The organism is Methylobacterium radiodurans (genome assembly GCF_003173735.1).
GTDB lineage: Bacteria > Pseudomonadota > Alphaproteobacteria > Rhizobiales > Beijerinckiaceae > Methylobacterium > Methylobacterium radiodurans.
Map to the genome: position 1 here is coordinate 4,079,522 of NZ_CP029551.1, position 18,979 is coordinate 4,098,500.

Annotated in this window: 15 protein-coding genes; 5 read left to right on the forward strand and 10 right to left on the reverse strand. The window is 72.2% G+C overall.

Translation table 11 applies throughout. The features are described from left to right. The first annotated feature begins 20 nt into the window (after positions 1 to 20). Complete coding sequence (locus DK427_RS19205; RefSeq protein WP_109952656.1) at positions 21 to 953, forward strand: methionyl-tRNA formyltransferase; 933 nt, start codon at positions 21 to 23, stop codon at positions 951 to 953. Between the two features lie 161 nt (positions 954 to 1,114). Here DK427_RS19205 and DK427_RS19210 read toward each other — a convergent pair whose 3' ends face one another. Beyond that, on the reverse strand, positions 1,115 to 2,632 hold the full coding sequence (locus DK427_RS19210) for an NCS1 family nucleobase:cation symporter-1 (protein WP_109952657.1): 1,518 nt from the start codon (positions 2,630 to 2,632) through the stop codon (positions 1,115 to 1,117). Positions 2,633 to 2,856: 224 nt separating this feature from the next. On the opposite strand from DK427_RS19210, the gene DK427_RS19215 reads away from it, so the two are divergent. Continuing rightward, the gene (locus DK427_RS19215; protein WP_162559838.1) at positions 2,857 to 3,525 is read left to right on the forward strand and encodes a TetR/AcrR family transcriptional regulator; all 669 of its coding nucleotides are present in this window, start codon (positions 2,857 to 2,859) and stop codon (positions 3,523 to 3,525) included. Between the two features lie 31 nt (positions 3,526 to 3,556). Here DK427_RS19215 and DK427_RS19220 read toward each other — a convergent pair whose 3' ends face one another. Further along, positions 3,557 to 3,829, reverse strand: a complete 273-nt coding sequence (locus DK427_RS19220; RefSeq protein WP_245930635.1) for a hypothetical protein — start codon at positions 3,827 to 3,829, stop codon at positions 3,557 to 3,559. Positions 3,830 to 3,945: 116 nt separating this feature from the next. Between DK427_RS19220 and DK427_RS19225 the strand changes: the two genes are divergently transcribed. Next, positions 3,946 to 5,430 carry an MFS transporter gene (locus tag DK427_RS19225; RefSeq protein ID WP_109952659.1) on the forward strand — a complete coding sequence of 495 codons (1,485 nt, stop codon included), beginning with the start codon at positions 3,946 to 3,948 and terminating at the stop codon, positions 5,428 to 5,430. Between the two features lie 13 nt (positions 5,431 to 5,443). Here DK427_RS19225 and DK427_RS19230 read toward each other — a convergent pair whose 3' ends face one another. Next, positions 5,444 to 5,833 (reverse strand): hypothetical protein, encoded by a 390-nt coding sequence (locus DK427_RS19230; protein ID WP_109952660.1) that lies wholly within the window; start codon positions 5,831 to 5,833, stop codon positions 5,444 to 5,446. A gap of 34 nt (positions 5,834 to 5,867) precedes the next feature. Next, positions 5,868 to 6,695 (reverse strand): tetratricopeptide repeat protein, encoded by an 828-nt coding sequence (locus DK427_RS19235; protein ID WP_109952661.1) that lies wholly within the window; start codon positions 6,693 to 6,695, stop codon positions 5,868 to 5,870. A 125-nt stretch (positions 6,696 to 6,820) separates the two neighbouring features. On the opposite strand from DK427_RS19235, the gene DK427_RS19240 reads away from it, so the two are divergent. Then, positions 6,821 to 8,230, forward strand: coding sequence for a leucyl aminopeptidase family protein (locus DK427_RS19240; protein WP_109952662.1), 1,410 nt, complete (start codon positions 6,821 to 6,823; stop codon positions 8,228 to 8,230). A 1-nt stretch (position 8,231) separates the two neighbouring features. Here DK427_RS19240 and DK427_RS19245 read toward each other — a convergent pair whose 3' ends face one another. Both DK427_RS19245 and DK427_RS19250 read right to left on the reverse strand, forming a co-directional pair. Further along, complete coding sequence (locus DK427_RS19245; protein ID WP_109952663.1) at positions 8,232 to 9,404, reverse strand: M20 aminoacylase family protein; 1,173 nt, start codon at positions 9,402 to 9,404, stop codon at positions 8,232 to 8,234. Between the two features lie 314 nt (positions 9,405 to 9,718). Continuing rightward, positions 9,719 to 12,109 carry a transketolase-like TK C-terminal-containing protein gene (locus DK427_RS19250; protein ID WP_109952664.1) on the reverse strand — a complete coding sequence of 797 codons (2,391 nt, stop codon included), beginning with the start codon at positions 12,107 to 12,109 and terminating at the stop codon, positions 9,719 to 9,721. Between the two features lie 128 nt (positions 12,110 to 12,237). Between DK427_RS19250 and DK427_RS19255 the strand changes: the two genes are divergently transcribed. Further along, the gene (locus DK427_RS19255; RefSeq protein ID WP_109952665.1) at positions 12,238 to 12,705 is read left to right on the forward strand and encodes an Lrp/AsnC family transcriptional regulator; all 468 of its coding nucleotides are present in this window, start codon (positions 12,238 to 12,240) and stop codon (positions 12,703 to 12,705) included. Positions 12,706 to 13,059: 354 nt separating this feature from the next. Here the strand turns inward: DK427_RS19255 and DK427_RS19260 are convergent, their stop codons facing one another. The 4 genes from DK427_RS19260 to mqo form a co-directional block, all read right to left on the reverse strand. Further along, complete coding sequence (locus tag DK427_RS19260; RefSeq protein WP_109952666.1) at positions 13,060 to 13,980, reverse strand: VOC family protein; 921 nt, start codon at positions 13,978 to 13,980, stop codon at positions 13,060 to 13,062. A 49-nt stretch (positions 13,981 to 14,029) separates the two neighbouring features. Beyond that, positions 14,030 to 14,488: a Cu(I)-responsive transcriptional regulator gene (gene cueR / locus DK427_RS19265; RefSeq protein WP_109952667.1), complete on the reverse strand. Its 459-nt coding sequence runs from the start codon at positions 14,486 to 14,488 to the stop codon at positions 14,030 to 14,032. Beyond that, positions 14,485 to 17,001: a heavy metal translocating P-type ATPase gene (locus DK427_RS19270; protein WP_109952668.1), complete on the reverse strand. Its 2,517-nt coding sequence runs from the start codon at positions 16,999 to 17,001 to the stop codon at positions 14,485 to 14,487. Before DK427_RS19270 ends, cueR begins: the two co-directional genes overlap by 4 nt. Positions 17,002 to 17,268: 267 nt before the next feature. Beyond that, positions 17,269 to 18,975 (reverse strand): malate dehydrogenase (quinone), encoded by a 1,707-nt coding sequence (gene mqo / locus DK427_RS19275; RefSeq protein WP_109952669.1) that lies wholly within the window; start codon positions 18,973 to 18,975, stop codon positions 17,269 to 17,271. Between the last annotated feature and the right edge of the window lie 4 nt (positions 18,976 to 18,979).

Genomic DNA, 18,979 nt, shown 5'->3' on the forward strand with positions numbered 1-18,979 from the left:
GATTGCCGAGAGGATCATTCATGCGCGTCGCCTTCATCGGTCAGCAGGATTTCGGCAAGGCGGTGCTCGAGGCCTTCCTCGACCGCGGCGACACGGTGGCGGGTGTGTTCTGCGCCCCCGAGAAGCCGGGCGCCAAGCCCGACGTGCTGCGGACCGCTGCAGAGGAGCGCGGCCTGCCCGTCTTCCAGTTCCCAAGCCTGAAGAGCGCGGAGGCGGAAGAGGCGATGCGCGGGCTCGACGCCGATATCGGCATCATGGCCTACGTGCTGCAATTCGCGCCGCAGGACTTCGTCAACATCCCGCGGCACGGCACCATCCAGTACCACCCCTCCCTCCTGCCGCGCTATCGCGGGCCCTCCTCGATCAACTGGCCGATCGCCCGCGGCGACACCGAGACCGGGCTCACGATCTTCCGCCCGACCGACGGCCTCGACGAGGGGCCGGTGATCCTGCAGAAGACCTGCGCGATCGGGCCCGACGACACGCTGGGCGACGTCTACTTCAAGCAGCTCTTCCCGCAGGGCGTCGCCGCGATGCTGGAGGCCGCCGACCTCGTGGTGGCGGGCGAGCATGTCGAGATCGCGCAGGACGAGGACGCGGCGAGCTACGAGGGCTGGTTCCGCACCCGCGAATCCGCGATCAACTGGGCGAGCCACGCGGAGCACGTCTACGCCATCATCCGCGCCTCGAACCCGGCGCCCGGCGCCTGGACGACGCTCGGCGGCAAGACTCTGCAGATCTTCGACGCCAAGCTCCACCCGATCCGCCGCTTCGGCGACGTGCGGGGCAAGCTCGGCGAGGTGGTGGCGGTCGGCGAGGACTCGTTCCGCGTCGCCGCGCAGGGCGGACAGATCGAGGTGTTCCGGGTGAAGCCGGAGGGCGGCCGGAAGGTCTCGGCCGGGGAGTTCGCCCGCGAGGGCGGGTTGAGCTTGGGCACGATCCTCGGCGGGTAGGGTTCACCGCGCTTCGACCGTACCAGGGGCTGCGGTCCCCGCGTTCGCCCTCCCCCCTCTTCCGCAGAGGAGAGAGGGGGCTGGCGCGGTTCAGGCCTGGGCTTTCGAAGCGATGGGCCCTGAGCACTCCCGCCCCCTGCGGAGGCGGGAAGCTCCCTCGCCTACTCCGCCGGCTGGGCCGTCAGCGCCGGCTGGCGGCGCATCAGGGCGGTGTAGATCACGAAGCCGAGCGCGCAGCCGATGAACCACGTGAAGTTCGCCACGGCCCCGAGGCCGGGGATCAGCACGCAGAGCGCCGGCACCAGCGCGGAGGGGATCAGCGCCGTCACCGCGGCCCGGTTGTAGCCGTTCTCGTACCAGTAGGTGCCCGTCGGGCTCATCGTGTAGAGGTCGTCCAGAACGATCCGCTCCTTCTTCACGAGGTAGAAGTCGGCGATCAGGATGCCGAACAGCGGCCCGATGAAGGCGCCCAGGATATCGAGCGTGTAGTGGATCACCGCTGGGTTGTTGTAGAGGTTCCACGGGGTGATGAAGATCGAGCCCACCGCCGCGATCATCCCGCCCATCCGCCACGAGATCCGCTTCGGCGCGACGTTCGAGAAGTCGAAGGCCGGCGAGACGAAATTCGCCACGATATTGATACCGATCGTCGCCACCATGAAGGTGAAGGCGCCGAGCACCACCGCGAAGGTGCTGTCGATGCGGCTCACCGTCTCGACCGGATCGGTGATCAGGTGGCCGAAGACCGGCACGGTGGCGGACGCCGTGATGACGGTCAGCAGCGAGAAGCCCAGGAAGTTGACCGGCAGGCCCCAGAAATTGCCCCGCTTCACCGCCGCGAAGCTCGAGCCGTAGCGCGAGAAGTCGCCGAAGTTCAGCATCGGGCCGGAGAAGTAGGAGACCACCAGCGCGATTGCGTTGAGCATCACCGGCAGCGCCGCCCAGCCGGTGTACTTCACCTCGCCGAGGGTGAGGCCGACATTGCCGAGCCCGGCCCGCCAGACGAGATAGCCGGCGAGCGCGATCATCACGACGTAGACCGCGGGACCCGCCCAGTCGATGAACACGCGGATCGCCTCCATGCCGCGCCAGAACACCAGCGCCTGCACGACCCAGAGGAACATGAACGAGGTCCAGCCGAGCGCCGAGAGGCCGGCGAAGCCGTACTGCTTGAGATCGGCGTAGGGAGCGAGCTCGGGATAGAAGCGGAGCGCCACCACCATGAAGGCGGCGGATGCCAGGTAGGTCTGGATGCCGTACCACGCCACCGCAATCAGGCCGCGGATGATCGCCGGGATGTTGGCGCCCTTCACCCCGAAGGAGGCGCGGCAGATCACCGGGTAGGGCGTGCCCGACATCTGGCTGGGCTTGGCCACGAGGTTGCAGAAGACCTGCACGATCACGATGCCGACGAGGAGCGCGATCAGCACCTGCCAGCTCACGAGGCCGAGCGAGAACAGGCTTCCGGCGGTGACGTAGCCGCCGACGCTGTGCACGTCCGACATCCAGAAGGCGAAGATGTTGTAGGTGCCCCAGGTCTGCTTCCGCAGCGGCGCCAGATCCTCGTTGACGAGGTTCGGGTCGTAGCTCGGCTTGATGATGACCGCGGCATGCGTGCCGCCCGGCACGTCCGGTACCGCCGCGCCGGGGGGCGCGAGTTCGTTTGCGTGAATCGACATCTGCCACCTCCCGAGTGGTCCGGCCTCGTCCGTTCGCTGGCCGCCCGGGCGGCATCGCAATCGTTGTGCCGGTTTTTAACGATCGGTAAGATCCCTTAAACGATCGGTCTGCGCAAGATCCTCCGGCCGGGTTTTCCGGAGCGGGTCGTGCGAGGATGCGGATGGAGGCGGGCCGGTGCGGGCGGCCCGAAAATCGCGAAGCGGCGGAGCGTCCAGTGCGTTCGATGTCGGTGAGGGACAAGCAGGTGCGGATCCGCGGCACGTCGCGCGGCGGGCGGCGTCCGCCGCCGGGACCGAACGTCGAGGACAAGATCCTGGACGCGGCCGAGCAGGTCTTCGGCAATTACGGCCTGCGCGGCGCGACCACGGCGCTGATCGCCGAGGGAGCGGGCGTGTCCAAGCCGCACCTGTACTACTACTTCGACAACAAGGAGGACCTCTACCGCGCCCTCCTGGAGCGGGCGATGAACCGGTGGGCGGCCGACATCGACGCGCTCGACGCCTCGGGCGACCTGCGCACGGTGCTGAAGGACTATATCCACCGCAAGATCGACTTCTCGCGGGACCACCCTTCCCTGTCGAAGATCTATGCCACCGAAATCATCAGCGGTGCCCCGCATATCGGCAGCTTCATCGAGCGGGTCTCCACGCCGCAGCTGCTCGCGAAGGTGGCGATGGTCGAGGAATGGGCCGCCGCCGGCAAGGTCCGGCCGATCAGCCCGGCGGACCTGTTCTTCTGCATCTGGGCGATGACCCAGGCCTATGCCGATTTCTCGGACCAGATGGCGCTGATGAAGCGGAAGGAGCGCCTGGAGGCGGCGGATTACGATGCCGCCAAGACGACGATCGTGCAACTCGTCTTCGGCGGGCTCGGGCTGGAGCCAGAGGCCTGACGGGGCACGCGCGTCCCGGTTCGCGGCGGCCTCAGCGCGCCTCTACCAGGGCCGGGTAGACCATCCGGACGTTGCGCCGCGCCTCCGGGATCTCGGTCGCGGCCCCCTTCCGCGCCGCCCCGGCCGGGAGCGCCGCGCTCGTCTGGGACGGGCGCAGGCGCCAGATCTCGGCGCCGATCTCCACCCGCGGCCGCGTCTGCCCGAGCGTGCCGTCGGCGGCGTGGGTCGGAAAGGTCGTCGGTCCGGCCGCGAGCGCGGCCAGGAGGACCAGACGGGCAAGCTCTCTCAAAAATCGGGATTTCATCGGTACGCATCCGCGTGAGCGCCCTACTTGAGCCCGACGCCGGTGAAGGTCCGTCTGAACGGACGGACACTGCACAGACTTCCCAACATCTCCCGCGAGTCAGGGTAAACACGCGCATGGCGAGCAAGGTCGAGGGCAAGGTCGAGGGTTCTGGCGCCACGCCGGAGCGGGTGCCGATGGGCGAGGTCGTCGACACCGACATCTCGGGCCGGCTCGACCGGCTGCCCTGGGGCCGCTTCCACATCCTCGTCATCGTGGCGCTCGGCATCACCTGGGTGCTGGACGGGCTGGAGGTGACGCTGGCCGGCGCCCTCGTCGGCGCCCTGCGCAACCCTCCGATGTCCTTCTCGGAGTTCGACGTGGGGCTGGCGGCGAGCTCCTACCTCGTCGGCGCGGTGACGGGGGCCGTCGGCTTCGGCTGGCTCACCGACCGGATCGGGCGCAAGAAGCTGTTCTTCATCACGCTGGCCCTCTACCTCGTCGCCACCGCGGCGACCGGCCTGTCCTGGGACGTCTACAGCTTCTGCGTCTTCCGCTTCCTCACGGGGGCCGGCATCGGCGGCGAGTACACGGCGATCAACTCGACCATCCAGGAACTCGTGCCGGCCAAGGCCCGGGGCTGGACCAACCTCGTCATCAACGGCTCGTTCTGGATCGGGGCGGCGCTCGGCTCCTTCATGTCGATCGTGCTGCTCAGGCCCGAGGTGATCGACCCGGCCTGGGGCTGGCGCGTCGCCTTCTTCACGGGCGGGGCCATCGGCCTCGTGATCCTGTTCCTGCGCCGCTGGATCCCCGAGAGCCCGCGCTGGCTGGTCACCCACGGCTACGCGGCGGAGGCCGACCGGGTGGTGGCCGGCATCGAGAAGCGCTTCACCGATGCGGGCATCACCCTGCCGCCCCCGGATCCGAAGAAGCATACGCGGCTGCGCACCCGCCACCACACCCCGCTCTCCGAGGTGGCGCACGCCATGTTCGTGACGAGCCGCAAGCAGACGCTGGTCGGCCTCTGCCTGATGATCGGGCAGGCCTTCTTCTACAACGCCCTGTTCTTCACCTACGCCCTGGTGCTGGAGCGCTTCTACGGGGTGCCGGGCGGCCATGTCGGCTGGTACCTGCTGCCCTTCGCGCTGGGCTCCTTCCTGGGGCCGGTCCTGCTCGGGCGCCTCTTCGACACGATCGGGCGGCGCCCGATGATCGCCTTCACGTACGGCATCTCTGCCGTGCTGCTGGCGATCGCCGGCTACCTGTTCAAGATCGAGCTGCTGGGGCCCGTCGGCCAGACCGCGGCCTGGATGGTGGTGTTCTTCTTCGCCTCCGCGGCGGCGAGCTCGGCCTACCTGACGGTGGCCGAGACCTTCCCGCTGGAGATCCGCGCGCTCGCCATCGCGGCCTTCTACGCGCTGGGCACGGGCATCGGCGGCGTCTCGGGGCCGCTCCTGTTCGGGACGCTGGTCGAGACCGGCTCGCGCGACGCGGTCTTCGGCGGCTACCTGCTCGGCGCCGCGCTGATGCTGGTGGCCTCGGTCGTCGGCGGGGTCTGGGGCACGGCGGCCGAGGGACGCTCGCTGGAGGACGTCTCGAAGCCGCTGGCCTCGGCCTGAGGCGGATCCGGGCTCAGGGCCGCCCCTTCTCCTTCGACGCCTTCGCGGGCTCGGCCTTGCGCGGCGCGGCCGGCCCGAGCGCGCCGGCCGCCACCCACTGGCAGACGCCCGTGCTGCGCAGCCCGAGGCAATCGTAGGCCTGACCGTCGAGGGCGACGTGGTCGCCGATGCCGGTCACGGTCTCGGGGTTGATCGCGCCGCAGCCGAGATGGTCCGCCTTCGGGTCGGCGACGAGCGCGGCGGCGCCGGCCGCGTCGCCGACCTGGCGCATCAGCAGGCGGTAATTCGCCAGCGAGGCGCAGCCGATCACCGGTGGGGATTTCTTCGCGGCGGGCGGCTCGGCGCGCGCGGATCCGAAGACGGTTCCGGTGAGGCAGAGGAGGAGCGGGAGGGCGGCGCGCATGGCGCTTCCTACCACGGGTGGGCGCGGCCGGGAGCTACCCCCTCGGGTCGGCCATGGTCCCGGCCCCGAGCGCGGCGGCGGGTTTCGCGGCGGGCTTGGCAGCCGCGCGGTCGGCGGCCTCGATCGCCTTCCAGCGGTTCGGCTGGGACACCAGCCCCCGCAGGGAGGCGAGGCTGGCCTCGGCCTCGGCGGGGGGCAAGTCCTGCCGCAACAGCGTGTCGGCCTCGGCGAACCGGCCCTTGAGGCCGAGCACCATGGCGAGGTTCGCCCGCACGCGGGCATCCGCCGCCGGGTTCTGGACGGCGCGGCGCAGCACCGTCTCGGCTTGGTCGAGCCGGCGGGCCAGCGCGTAGGACAGCCCGAGATTGGACAGGATCGCGGGCTCCTCCGGCCGGATCTTCAGCGCCGCCTCGTAGAAGCCCTGGGCGCGGGCGTGGTCGCCGAGCTGGTCGGCGGCGGTCCCCTGTGCCGACAGGATGCGCCAGTCCGGCTGGGAGGGCGTGTGGGCGTTCTGCAGGACCTCCTGCGCCTCCTGGAAGCGCCCGACCTCGACCAGCACCTTGCCGTAGGCGCCGAGCACCGCCTGGTCGCGCGGGTTGCGCAGGGCCGCCTGCTGCAGCACCGCGGCGGCCTGCGTCCGCTGGTCCGTGGCGCGCAGGGCCTGCGCGTAGCGCATCGCGCTGCCGAGATCGTTCGGGTTCTCGCGGTAGCGGACGCCCAGCCCCTCGACCTCGGCGCGGCCGAGGGGCGCGCGCGCGGCGGACGGGCCGATGGAGCCGGTGGTCTCGGGCGAGCGGGTCTGGCAGGCGCCGAGCGCGAGCGCGACGAGCGCAGCTGCCAAGAGGCGCAGGGCCGTGTTCATGGTCCGCTCCGGAAACGCAGAGGGACCGCACGAACTTCACGGCCCCGTCGGCCCGGGGTAGAGCGTTAACCCTAACCGGCGGTTAAACCGCATGACCTGCGCAGGTTGAGGAGATGACGGGGCCCATGGGCGGGACGCAGGACCACACGCACGACACCACGCCCGGCCTCCTGCCGGCCGGCACCCCGGGCGTTCCGGTGACCCTGGTCCCCGCCGCGGACTGGGCGGCGGTCGAGGCCGGTTTGGAACCGGCGCAGCGGGCCTTCGCGACGGCCACGGGCTTCGCCCCGAAGGCGGGACGCCTCGCCCTGTTGCCGGACGCGGAGGGCGGGCTCGGCCGCGTCCTGTTCGGCCTCGGTGACCCGGAGGCACCGGCCCACGACCGGCTGATCGCCGGCAAGCTGCCGGGCCTCCTGCCGGTCGGCACCTACCGGATGGAGGGCGCACCCGATCCGCACGCGGCGGCGCTCGCCTGGCTGATGGGCTCCTACGGCTTCCGCCGCTACCGTTCGGGTGGGACCGAGACGCCGCGCCTCGTGGCGCCCGAGGACGTGGATGCCGACGAGATCGACCGCGTCGCCGCGGCGGTCGCGCGCGGGCGCGATCTCGTCAACACGCCGGCCAACGATCTGGGGCCCGCCGAGATCGAGGCCGCCGTGCGCGCTCTGGCCGAGCGGCACGGGGCGCGGGTCGGCGTCACGGAGGGCGAGGATCTCGCCCGCGATTTCCCGCTGGTCCACGCGGTCGGGGCCGGCTCGCCGCGCGCGCCCCGGCTGATCGACCTGACCTGGGGGGCGGAGACGGCGCCGCGCGTGACGCTCGTCGGCAAGGGCGTGGCCTTCGACACCGGCGGGCTCGACATCAAGCCCTCGGCCGCGATGCTGCTGATGAAGAAGGACATGGGAGGCGCGGCAGCGGCCATCGCCGCCGCCGACATGGTGATGGGTGCTGGCCTCTCCGTGCGGCTGCGCCTCATCGTTCCGGCGGTCGAGAACGCGGTCTCGGGCGAGGCCTTCCGGCCGGGCGACGTGCTGCGCAGCCGCGCGGGGCTGACCGTCGAGATCGGCAACACCGACGCCGAGGGGCGCCTGATCCTCGCCGACGCGCTGGCGCTCGCCGACGCGGAGGAGCCCGATCTCCTCATCAACTTCGCGACGCTGACGGGCGCCGCCCGGGTGGCGCTCGGCCCCGACCTGCCGGCCCTCTTCACCGAGGACGACGCGCTGGCCGAGGCGATCGCGGCGGCGGGGCGCGCGGCGATCGACCCGGTCTGGCGTCTGCCCCTGCACGCGCCCTACGCCAGCTTGCTCGACTCGAAGGTGGCCGACCTCAACAACGTCTCGGGTGGACCCTTCGCGGGGGCGATCACCGCGGCGCTCTTCCTGCGCCGCTTCGCCCCGCGGACGCGGGCGCACGCGCATTTCGACCTCTACGGCTGGAACCCCTCGACCAAGCCCGGCCGGCCGGAGGGCGGCGAGGTGCAGACCGCGCGGCTGGTCTACGCCCTGCTGAAGGCGCGCTACGCGGCGGCGTAGGTCACCGCCCCAGCGGCAGGCCCGTCTCCACCAGCCGGGCCCAGAGCGAGGCGCCGAGCGGGGCGGCCGCGTCGTTGAAATCGTAGTGCGGGTGGTGGAGCGGGGCGCTGTCGCCGTTGCCGAGGAACAGGTAGGCGCCGGGCCGCCGCTCCAGCATGTAGGAGAAATCCTCCGCCGCCATCATCGGGGCGACGTTGCGCTCGACCCGTTCCTCGCCGACGAGCCCCGCGGCGACGTCGGCCACGAAGGCGGCTTCCGCCGGGTCGTTCTCGGTGACGGGATAGCTCGCGCCGAAATCGACGCTGCCCGCGGCCCCGAACGCGCTGGCGACGCCCTCGGTCAGGGCGACGATCTGGGCCTTGATCAGCGCCCGCACCTCCGCCGAGAGCGCACGCATCGTGCCCCGCAGCGTCACGCGCTGCGGCAGGACGTTGAAGGCCTCGCCGGCCTCCAGCGCGCAGACCGAGACCACGGCCGATTGCAGCGGGTCGACGTTGCGCGAGACGATCGATTGCAGAGCGAGCACCACGTGGCTCGCCACCACCACGCTGTCGACCGCCGCGTGCGGGAGCGCGGCGTGGCCGCCCCTTCCCTCGATCGTGATGGTGAAGCGGTCGGTCGAGGCCATGATCGGCCCGGGGCGGATCGCGAACTGGCCGAGCGGCAGACCCGGGATGTTGTGCATGCCGTAGACCGCCTCGATGCCGAAGCGCTCCATCAGCCCGTCCTCGACCATCGCCTCGCCCCCGCCCCCGCCCTCCTCGGCGGGCTGGAAGATCAGAACCGCCCGCCCGTCGAAATCGCGGGTCTCGGCGAGGTATCGGGCGGCGCCGAGCAGCATCGCGGTGTGCCCGTCATGCCCGCAGGCGTGCATCTTGCCCGGCACGGTCGAGCGGTACGCTAAGTCGCGCACCTCCTGGATCGGCAGCGCGTCCATGTCGGCGCGCAGGCCGATCGCCCGGTTCGAGCGCCCGCCCCGGCCCCGGATCACCCCGACCACGCCGGTGCGGCCGATGCCGGTGACGACCTCGTCGCAGCCGAAGGCGGTCAGCTTGTCGGCCACGAAGCCGGCCGTGCGCTCCACGTCGTAGAGCAGTTCGGGATGCGCGTGCAGGTCGTGCCGCCACGCGGTGATGGCGTCGGAGAAGGCCTGGATCCGGTCGATGGCGGGCATGGTGCGCTCGGGGCCGCTTGCGCTGCGGGCGGGTCCCGACCAGCAAACAGGGGGCCAACCGGGGCGTCAACGGGCAAGCGCGGCCGTGGGGCGGGAGAGCGCTGACCGCGCCGCCGCCCTCCCCCCTCCGCGGGGGAGGGTGGCGCCCGAAGGGCGACGGGAGAGGGGAACCACGGTGCAGGGTTGGGCTGTGCCCTGCATGAAGGCCGCGCCTCGTCCTGAAGCGTCGCCCCCTCTCTGCGGGACTACGTCCCGACCGGCCCCTGCTGACGCAGCAGCCGCCCTCCCCCGCAGAGGGGAAGGGAAAATCGCGCTCAGCCCGCCACCAGGCTGAGCTGCCGGATCGGCCGCTCGGGGCTCAAGCCCTGCGCCGCCGCGACGATGCCGCGGGCGTCGATGCCGAAATGGCGGTAGAGATCCGCCACGGTGCCGGTCTGGCCGAAGCGATCGACGCCGAGCGCCCGGGTGCGGTGGCCGTGCACGGCGCCGAGCCAGCCGAGCGTCGCCGGGTGCCCGTCGATCACCGTGACGAGGCCGCAATGGCGCGGCAGGCGCCCGAGCAGGGCCTCGACGTGGCTCTCGGCCCCCCGCTGCCAGCGCTCCCGCGCTCCTTGCGCGGCGCTCCAGCCGGCGTGCAGCCGGTCTGCCGAGGTGACGGCCAGCAGCCCCACATCGCGCCGGTCCTCCGCCATGCGGCCGACCGCCTCGATCGCCTCGGCGGCGACCGCGCCCGTATAGGCCACCACCACCTCGCAGTTCGGCCCCGGCTCGCGCAGCCAGTAGGCGCCGGCCACGATCGCGTCCGTCAGCTCCGTCGAGAGGGTGCGGCGCGGCTGCTCCAGGCCGCGGGTCGAGAGGCGCAGGTAGACCGAGCCGCCGGCCTCGCCGTCGCGCTGCACGTAGTCGAGGGCGTGGGCCATGATCGCCGACAGCTCGTCGACGAAGGCCGGCTCGTAGCTGGCGAGGCCCGGCTGCGACAGGCCGATCAGCGGCGTGCCGATCGACTGGTGGGCGCCGCCCTCGGGCGCCAGGGTCACGCCGGAGGGTGTGGCCGCGATGATGAAGCGGGCATCCTGGTAGCAGGCGTAGTTCAGGGCGTCCAAGCCCCGGGCGATGAAGGGGTCGTAGAGCGTGCCGATCGGGATCAGCCGCTCGCCGAAGAGGCGATGCGAGAGCCCGAGCCCGGAGAGGAGCAGGAACAGGTTCATCTCGGCGATGCCGAGCTCGATGTGCTGGCCCTGGGCGGAAAAATCCCAGGTGAAGGTCGAGGGAATGCGCTCGGCCCGGAACAGGTCGCGCAATTCCTCGCGGGCGAACAGGCCGCGCCGGTTCACCCAGCCGCCGAGATTGGTCGAGACTGTGACGTCCGGCGAGGTGGTGACGATGCGCTCGGTGATCGGCGCGTCCGAGCGGGCGAGATCGTTCAGGATCATGCCGAAACCCGCCTGCGTCGAGAGCGTCGGCTGGCGCGGGCAGGGAAAGTCCTGGGGCACGGGCAGCCGCGCGGCGTCGCGCAGGCGCGGGCCCTCGCGGAAGAAGGGCGCCCGGTCGATGAAGCGGCGCAGCTCGGCCTCCGGCAGCCGGGCGCCCGCGAAGGGCTCCCATTCCTGGCCGACGGGCACGCCCCGGCTCTCGCGGAACAGCTCCGTCTGGGCGGGGGTGAGGAGCCCCGAATGGTTGTCCTTGTGGCCGGCGAGCGGCAGGCCGTAGCCCTTCACCGTGTAGGCGATGAACACGGTCGGACGGTCGTTGTCGGCGCCCTCGAAGGCCTTGAGCAGGTTGACGAGGTCGTGCCCGCCGAGATTGCCCATGAGTTCGGCGAGCTGGTCGTCCGTGCGACGGTCGATGAGCGCGAGGGCGTCGGCGTCGTCGGCGAGGTCCTGGGTCAGGCGCCGCCGCCAGGCCGCCCCGCCCTGGAAGGTCAGGGCCGCGTAGAGCTGGTTCGGGGCGGTGTCGATCCAGGCGCGCAGGCGCGCGCCGCCCGCTTCCGCGAAGGCCGCATCCATCAGCGAGCCGTATTTGAGCACGACGACGTCCCAGCCGAACGAGCGGAAGATCTCCTCGAAGCGGCTGTAGAGGCCCTCGCGGATCACGGCGTCGAGGCTCTGGCGGTTGTAGTCGATGATCCACCAGGTCTTGCGCAGACCGTGCTTCCAGCCCTCCATCAGGGCCTCGAAGATGTTGCCCTCGTCCATCTCGGCGTCGCCCAAGAGCGCCACCATGCGGCCCTCGGGGCGGTCGAGGCCCCAGCCGTGGGCGCGGACGTAGTCGCGCACGAGCGAGCCGAACAGCGTCTGGGCGACGCCGAGGCCGACCGAGCCGGTCGAGAAGTCGACGTCGTCGGTGTCCTTGGTCCGCGAGGGATACGATTGAACGCCGCCGAACCCGCGAAAATTCTCCAGCTTCTCACGGGTCTGGCGGCCGGCGAGGTACTGGAGCGCGTGGAAGACCGGGCCCGCATGAGGCTTCACCGCGACCCGGTCCTCGGGGCGGAGCACGCCGAAATAGAGCGCCGTCATGATCGTGGCGAGCGAGGCCGAGGAGGCTTGGTGGCCGCCGACCTTCATGCCGTCGTGGTTCGGCCGCACGTGGTTGGCGTTGTGGATCATCCAGGTCGAGAGCCACAGCGCCTTGCGCTCCAGCTCGGCGAGGTAGGGCAGGCGCGGGTCTGCGGTGCGCGGGTCTGCTTGGCGCGGATCGGTCATCGGGCTCTGGCCTCGTCGGATGCCCGATCAATCTGGCACCGGCCTCGCGGCAGGAGTTGCCAAATACGCTGGCATCGGGAAGATCATTGGCAGGATCTGCCAATCGGTGACGGGGACGAGGCGCATTCATGCCGGAACGGCGGATCGACGCGATCGACCGGAAGATCCTGGCCGAGCTGCAGCGCGACGGCCGAATCACGATCCAGGACCTCGCCGGACGTGTCGGCCTCTCGCCCTCCCCGGCCCTGCGGCGGATCCGGATGCTTGAGGAGGCCGGCATCCTCCGGGGCTACGTGGCCCTGGTCGATCAGGCCAAGGTCGGGCTGCCGATCAGCGTGTTCGCCTCGGTGAAGCTGGAGCGCCAGCGCGAGGAGGAACTCGACCGCTTCGCCGAGGCGGTGGCGCGCTGGCCGGAGGTGGTCGAGTGCTACCTGATGACCGGGCGGCACGACTACCTCGTGCGCGTGGTGGTGCCGGATCTGGCCGCCTACGAGCGCTTCCTGAAGGACAAGCTCACCCGCCTCGACGGTGTCGGCTCGATCGAGTCGAGCTTCGCGCTGGGGCAGGTGAAATACACGAACGTCCTGCCGGTGTGAGCCCGATCTCCGGTTGGTCAGTTCTGATACCGGCGGAGGCCCTCCCCCCGCGTGCGGGCTACCGGATTCACACAACGGGTGCAGATACCCACCGCGCGCTCCCTCCCCCCTCTGCGGGGGAGGGTGGGCCGGCCGTGAGGCCGGGTCGGGAGAGGGGACCCCAGCGAACAGAGGAGGTGCGGCCTTCATGCAGGGCTGAGCCACATCCTGCAGCGTCGCCCCCCTCTCCCGTCGCCCTTCGGGCGCCACCCTCCCCCGCAGAGGGGGGAGGGAGCGCGCGCGGTCCATCCGACGAGATGTGTGAATACGGTAGGCGCACGAGGCGAGGGATTCCGTGCCGCTCGAACAACCCACCTACGCCGCCGGCACCAACAGCAGCCCGTGGCAGTCCGGCCCCTCCGCGTAGGCGACGCCCCCTGTCCGGCGCACCGGGCAGCCCGCTCCGTCGAGCGCGTCCGCCGCCGCGTCGAGATCGCGGACCGCGAGGACGAGGCGGCTCGTGGCGCGGTCGCGGGGGCCGTAGGGCGGCGGGCTGGGCGGGGCGGCCGGGCGGCGGTAGTGCAGCAGTTCGAGGTGGAGCGTTCTGGAGGCCGCCGGCTCCAGGGCGAGCACGTCGACCTCCGGGTCGGGGAGGCCGTCGAGCCGGGCCTGCGCCTCGCCGCGGTTGAGGCCGCGCTGGACGACGCGGAAGCCGAGGGCGTCGCGGAAGACCGCGAGCGCCCGTTCGAGGTCGGTCACGGCGAGCGCGGAGTGGTCGATGCCGAGGAACAGGCCCGGCGCGTCCTGCCAGCGCGCGGCCGGCGCGCCGCCGGGGAAGTGGATCAGCTCGACCGGGTGGCCGTCGGGATCGCGGAATTTGAAGGCGGTGACGCCGCCGGAGGCCGGGGGCAGCGCCTGCGGACCGTGCGTGCTGATCGCGGCCGGGTGGTGGGCGACGAGGCGCGCGGCGGCCGGCTCCATGGCACGCACCGGGATCGCGACGTGCTGGAAGACCGGGTCGTTCGCGCGCGCCGCCAGTGGATAGGGCGTGCCGGGCGGGTCGAAGGCCAGGAAGGCGAGCATCTGGCCGCCGAGTCGCATCCGCAGCCGACGGGCGTCGGTGCCTGCAAGCCCCAGCGCCGCCAGGATTGGCTCCGGCACCGGCTCGGGCGGCGCGACCGCCGCGAAGCCGAGCGCGTCGCGATAGAAGGTCTCCGTCCGGTCGAGATCCGCCACCGTGCGGCTCACCGCGACGATGCACCGGACGAGGGGTGCGTCCTGCCGGTCCTGCGCCATCGTCCGCTCTCGCTGATCCCCGGCCACGGCACGCGCGGATATAGGGTCCTCAGGCGCGCTTCACGCCCAGCCCCCGCTGACGCCGTGGGGCGGCCGGCGGGGGCTCGTCGGCGGCGAGGTCGTCGAGAATCGGGCAGTCGGGCCGGTCGTCGCCGCAGCAGGTCTCGGCCAGCCGCTCCAGGCTGCGGGCCATGCCCTCCAGCTCGGCGATCCGCCGCCGCAGGAGGGCGATCTGCTCCAGGGCGATCACCTTCACGCCCGCGCTCGGGCGGCCGCGGTCGCGCCAGAGGGCGAGCAGGTCCGCGATGGCCTCGACGCTGAAGCCGAGGTCGCGGGCCCGGCGCACGAAGCGCAGGGTGTGGATGTCGGCCTCGCCGTAGGTGCGGTAGCCGGATTCCAGCCGGGCTGCGGGCGCCAGCAGGCCGGTCTCCTCGTACCAGCGGATCATCTTGGCCGAGACGCCGGTGAGCCGGGCCGCCTCGCCGATGGTGACGCGCGCCTCGCTCATGCGGGGCTCCCGGCGGGGACGGCGCGCCCGCCCGCCCGGCGCAGGCGCAGCGCGTTGCCGAGGACGAAGGTGCTGGAGAGCGCCATCGCGCTGGCCGCGAGCACCGGCGAGAGGCTGGGACCGCCCACGACCGCGAGCGCCCCGGCCGCGACCGGGATCAGCGCGACGTTGTAGGCGAAGGCCCAGAACAGGTTCTGGCGGATGTTGCGCATCACCGCGCGCGACAGGTCGAGCGCCTCCACCAGCGCGCCGGGATCGGCCGCCATCAGCACCACGTCGGCGCTCTCGACCGCGATGTCGGTGCCGGTGCCGATGGCGAGCCCGACATCGGCCTCAGCGAGCGCGGGGGCGTCGTTGATGCCGTCGCCCACGAAGGCGACGGGCCCGTGGGCCGCCCGCAGGGCGCGAAGGGCCTCGACCTTGCCGGCGGGCAGCATCTCGGCCGAGACCGCCTCGATGCCGAGGTTTTTCGCGATGCCCTCGGCCGCGCGCCGCTCGTCGCCCGTGAGCATCGCTACCGCGAGGCCGCGGGCCCGGAGCGCCGCCACCGCCTCGCGGGCGCCCGCCTTGATCGGGTCGGCGACGGCGAGCACCGCGGCGTGGCGTCCGTCGAGGGCGAGGTGCAGCGGGCTCGATCCCGCCGCCGCCAGCGCCTCGGCCCGCGCCGCCAGGTTCGGATCCGCCGCGATGCCGAGCCGGTCGAGCCAGCGCCGGGCGCCGATCGCGACCGCGCGGCCTCCCACGCGGCCGCGCACGCCGTGCCCGGCCTCCGCCTCGAAGCTTTCGGGCTCCGGCACCGCGAGGCTGCGGGCGCGCGCCCCCGCCACAATCGCGGCGGCGACCGGGTGCTCGGAACGGCTCTCCAGCCCGGCGGCCAGCCCCAGGATCTCGGCGGCGTCATGCCCGGGGGCGTCGAGGGCGGTGAGACGCGGGCGGCCCTCGGTGAGCGTCCCGGTCTTGTCGAGGGCGACGGCGCGCACGCTCTGCAGGCGCTGCAGCGCCGTTCCGTCGCGGAACAGGATGCCGCGTCGCGCCGCCCGGCCGGTGCCGACCATGATCGAGGTCGGGGTGGCGAGCCCCATGGCGCAGGGGCAGGCGATGATCAGCACCGCGATGGCGTGGACGAGGGCTGGGCCGAGCGCGGGTGCGGGCGCCAGCGCCAGCCAGGCCGCGAACGTCGCGAGCGCCGCCGCGATCACGGCCGGCACGAAGCGCCCGGTCACCCGGTCGACCAGGGCCTGGATCGGCAGCTTGGCCCCTTGCGCCCGCTCGACCATGCGGGCGATCTGGGCGAGCACCGTGTCGGCCCCGACCGAGCCGACCCGCAGGTCGAGGCTGCCGCCCCGGTTGACCGTGCCGCCGACGGTCGCCGCGCCGGGTGCCTTGCGCACCGGCGCCGGCTCACCCGTCACCATGCTCTCGTCGACGAAGCTCTCGCCCGCGACCACGACGCCGTCCGCCGCGACCCGCTCGCCGGGGCGGACTCGCACCACGTCGCCGACCTTCAGCGCGGCGAGCGGCACCTCGGCCTCGGTCCCGTCCCGCACCACCCGGGCAGTCCGCGGGGCGAGGTCGAGCAACTGGGCGATGGCCTCGCCGGTGCGCCCGCGCGCCCGCGCCTCCAGGGTGCGCCCGAGCAGGATCAGGGTGACGATGAGGACGCTCGCCTCGAAGTAGAGATGCCGGCTTCCCGCGGGCAGCAGGTCCGGCGCGACGGTCGCGACCAGGGAGTAGAGGTAGGCGGCGCCGGAGCCGAGCGCCACGAGGGCGTTCATATCCGGGTGGCCGCGCAGCAGGCCGGGCACCCCTTGGGCGAAGAAGCGCCGGCCGGGGCCGGCGAGCACCAGCGTCGCGAGCCCGGCCTGGAGCCAAGCGGCACCGTCGGCCCCGAGGATGCCCGCCACCGCGTGGTGGAAGCCCGGGACGACGTGTCCGCCCATGTCGAGCACCACCACCGGCAGGGCGAGGAGCGCGGCGATCAGGGCATCGCGGCGCAACGCCCGCGCCTCCCGGGCCCGGGCCGCGTCCGGCGCGGGCGGGGCCTCGGCGTCCAGGGGCTTGGCCGCGTAGCCCGCGGCCTCGACCGCGGCGGCGAGGTCGGCGGGGGCGACGACCCCGGCGCGGTGGCGCACGACGGCCCGGCCCGTCGCGAGGTTGACCGCGGCGCCGAGCACGCCGGGCACGGCCGCCAGCGCCCGCTCGACGCGGCCGACGCAGGACGCGCAGGAGAGGCCGGAGACGGCGAGCGCCGTCTCGGTCTCGGGCACGGCGTAGCCCGCTGCCTCCACGGCCGCGGCGGCCTCCGCAGGGGTGGTGCCGGGTTCGAGCCGCAGGCTCGCCCGGCCGGTCGCGAGATTGACGCTGACGGCGCTCGCGCCCGGCAAGCGGCCGAGCGCCCGCTCCACGCGGCCGACACAGGCGGCGCAGCTCATTCCCTCGACCGGGAAGCTGACGGGTGCGGCACTCTGTGCGGACATGGTGGCGGACATGGTGGAACGAGGCTCTGTCTCCATGCCGGAGCATGTGGGCCTTCCCATGATGGGAAGGTCAAGACGCCGCCCGCGGTTCCTCCGACGTCGGCCGGCTTCGCGTCGGGCGCGAACCGCGCCTCGCTTCGCCGAGCCGCCCGGACAGCCGGCTGTCACGAGAAAGCACCATGAGAGAAGGGGCGGCCCCCTGCGGAGCCGCCCCTTGTCCCGATCCATCGAAGGCCGGCCCCACGGCCGGTCGGCGCCGTCCGGCGAACCCCTCCCGCCGCGGGCGGGAGGGCGCTTCGGACCTCAGGGCGCCATGTCTGGCACCGCCTTGACGGTGCCCGTCTCGGCGGGGGCCGCCGGCTGCACGGGAGCGGCGACCGCCTGCGGCGGGGGCGTGAGCTGCAGCGTCTCGCTCGTGTAGGCCAGCGCCTCGTAGGCGCGTCGCGGGTCGTCGTTCAGCTTCGTGCCGTAGCTCGGCACGATCTGGCGGATCTTGGCCTGCCACTCGGGGCTGGCCACCTTCTGGGCGAAGACCTTCTCCAGCACGTTCAGCATGATCGGCGCCGCCGTCGAGGCGCCCGGCGAGGCGCCGAGCAGCGCCGCGATGGTGCCGTCCTTCGCGCTGACGATCTCCGTGCCGAGCTTCAGCACGCCGCCCTTCTCCGGGTCGCGCTTGATGATCTGCACGCGCTGCCCGGCCTGAATCAGCCGCCACTCGCTCTTCTTGGCGTTGGGGAAGTACTCGCGCAGGGCCTGGTAGCGGTCCTCGTCGGAGAGCATCACCTGGCCGGCCAGGTACTCGATCAGCGGGTACTGCTCGACGCCGACCTTCACCATCGGCCAGACGTTGCTGGTCGTGGTCGAGGTCAGCAGATCGAAATACGAGCCCTCCTTCAGGAACTTGGTCGAGAAGGTCGCGAAGGGCCCGAACAGGATCACCCGCTTGCCGCCGAGCACCCGCGTGTCGAGGTGCGGCACCGACATCGGCGGCGCGCCGACCGAGGCCTTGCCGTAGGCCTTGGCGAGGTGGCGGATCGCCACGTCCGGGTTCTCGTTGACGAGGAACGAGCCGCCCACGGGGAAGCCCGCGTAGTCGTCGCCCTCCGGGATGCCGGACGCCTGCAGCAGGTGCAGCGCGCCGCCGCCCGCGCCGATGAACACGAACTTGGCCTCGACCGTCTGCCGGGTGCCGTCCTTCAGGTTCTTGGCGGTGACCTGCCAGCCGCCGTCCTTGGTGCGGGCGATGCCCTCGACCTCGGTGGAGAGGCGCAACGCGAAGTTCGGCCGGGCCTGGAGCGAGGCGATGTACTGGCGGGTGACCTCGCCCCACTCGCAATCCGTGCCGACCGGCGACCAGGTGGCGGCGACCCGCTGCTTCGGGTCACGCCCCTCCATCATCAGGGGGACCCACTGCTTCAGCCGCTCGGGATCCTCCGAGTAGTCCATGCCGGCAAAGAGCGGGCTCGCCTTCAGCGCCTCGTGGCGCTTCTTGAGGAAGCGGATGTTGTCCTCGCCCCAGACGAAGCTCATGTGGGGCGTGGAATTGATGAACGTGCGCGGATCCTTCAGCACGCCCTGCCGGACCTGCCAGGCCAGGAACTGGCGGGTGATCTGGAAGGCCTCGTTGATCTTGACCGCCTGGTCGATCCGGACGGTGCCCTTGGAATCCTCCGGCGTGTAGTTCAGCTCGGCCAGCGCCGAGTGGCCGGTGCCGGCATTGTTCCAGCCGTTCGAGCTCTCCAGCGCCACGCCGTCGAGCCGCTCGACCATCTCGATCGACCAGCCGGGCTCCAGCTCGCGCAGCCAGACGCCGAGCGTGGCGCTCATGATGCCGCCGCCGATCAGCAGGACGTCGACCTTGCGGGCCGGGGCCTGGCCCAGCACCGATCCGGGCACGGCCGAGACCGCGAGCCCTGCCAGCGCACCGCCGACGAGCTGCCGACGGCTCAGCGGAAGCGCATTATGCTGCGCGGTCTGGTGGCGGGCCTGCACTTTATCGTCAGTATTCATAATT

What these genes read in the sequence shown, in the direction of transcription:
- DK427_RS19205 (WP_109952656.1), top strand. Translation starts at nt 21, where the DNA reads ATGCGCGTCGCCTTCATCGGTCAGCAGGATTTCGGCAAGGCGGTGCTC.
- DK427_RS19210 (WP_109952657.1), bottom strand. Translation starts at nt 2,632, where the DNA reads ATGTCGATTCACGCAAACGAACTCGCGCCCCCCGGCGCGGCGGTACCG.
- DK427_RS19215 (WP_162559838.1), top strand. Translation starts at nt 2,857, where the DNA reads ATGTCGGTGAGGGACAAGCAGGTGCGGATCCGCGGCACGTCGCGCGGC.
- DK427_RS19220 (WP_245930635.1), bottom strand. Translation starts at nt 3,829, where the DNA reads ATGAAATCCCGATTTTTGAGAGAGCTTGCCCGTCTGGTCCTCCTGGCC.
- DK427_RS19225 (WP_109952659.1), top strand. Translation starts at nt 3,946, where the DNA reads ATGGCGAGCAAGGTCGAGGGCAAGGTCGAGGGTTCTGGCGCCACGCCG.
- DK427_RS19230 (WP_109952660.1), bottom strand. Translation starts at nt 5,833, where the DNA reads ATGCGCGCCGCCCTCCCGCTCCTCCTCTGCCTCACCGGAACCGTCTTC.
- DK427_RS19235 (WP_109952661.1), bottom strand. Translation starts at nt 6,695, where the DNA reads ATGAACACGGCCCTGCGCCTCTTGGCAGCTGCGCTCGTCGCGCTCGCG.
- DK427_RS19240 (WP_109952662.1), top strand. Translation starts at nt 6,821, where the DNA reads ATGGGCGGGACGCAGGACCACACGCACGACACCACGCCCGGCCTCCTG.
- DK427_RS19245 (WP_109952663.1), bottom strand. Translation starts at nt 9,404, where the DNA reads ATGCCCGCCATCGACCGGATCCAGGCCTTCTCCGACGCCATCACCGCG.
- DK427_RS19250 (WP_109952664.1), bottom strand. Translation starts at nt 12,109, where the DNA reads ATGACCGATCCGCGCCAAGCAGACCCGCGCACCGCAGACCCGCGCCTG.
- DK427_RS19255 (WP_109952665.1), top strand. Translation starts at nt 12,238, where the DNA reads ATGCCGGAACGGCGGATCGACGCGATCGACCGGAAGATCCTGGCCGAG.
- DK427_RS19260 (WP_109952666.1), bottom strand. Translation starts at nt 13,980, where the DNA reads ATGGCGCAGGACCGGCAGGACGCACCCCTCGTCCGGTGCATCGTCGCG.
- cueR (WP_109952667.1), bottom strand. Translation starts at nt 14,488, where the DNA reads ATGAGCGAGGCGCGCGTCACCATCGGCGAGGCGGCCCGGCTCACCGGC.
- DK427_RS19270 (WP_109952668.1), bottom strand. Translation starts at nt 17,001, where the DNA reads ATGGAGACAGAGCCTCGTTCCACCATGTCCGCCACCATGTCCGCACAG.
- mqo (WP_109952669.1), bottom strand. Translation starts at nt 18,975, where the DNA reads ATGAATACTGACGATAAAGTGCAGGCCCGCCACCAGACCGCGCAGCAT.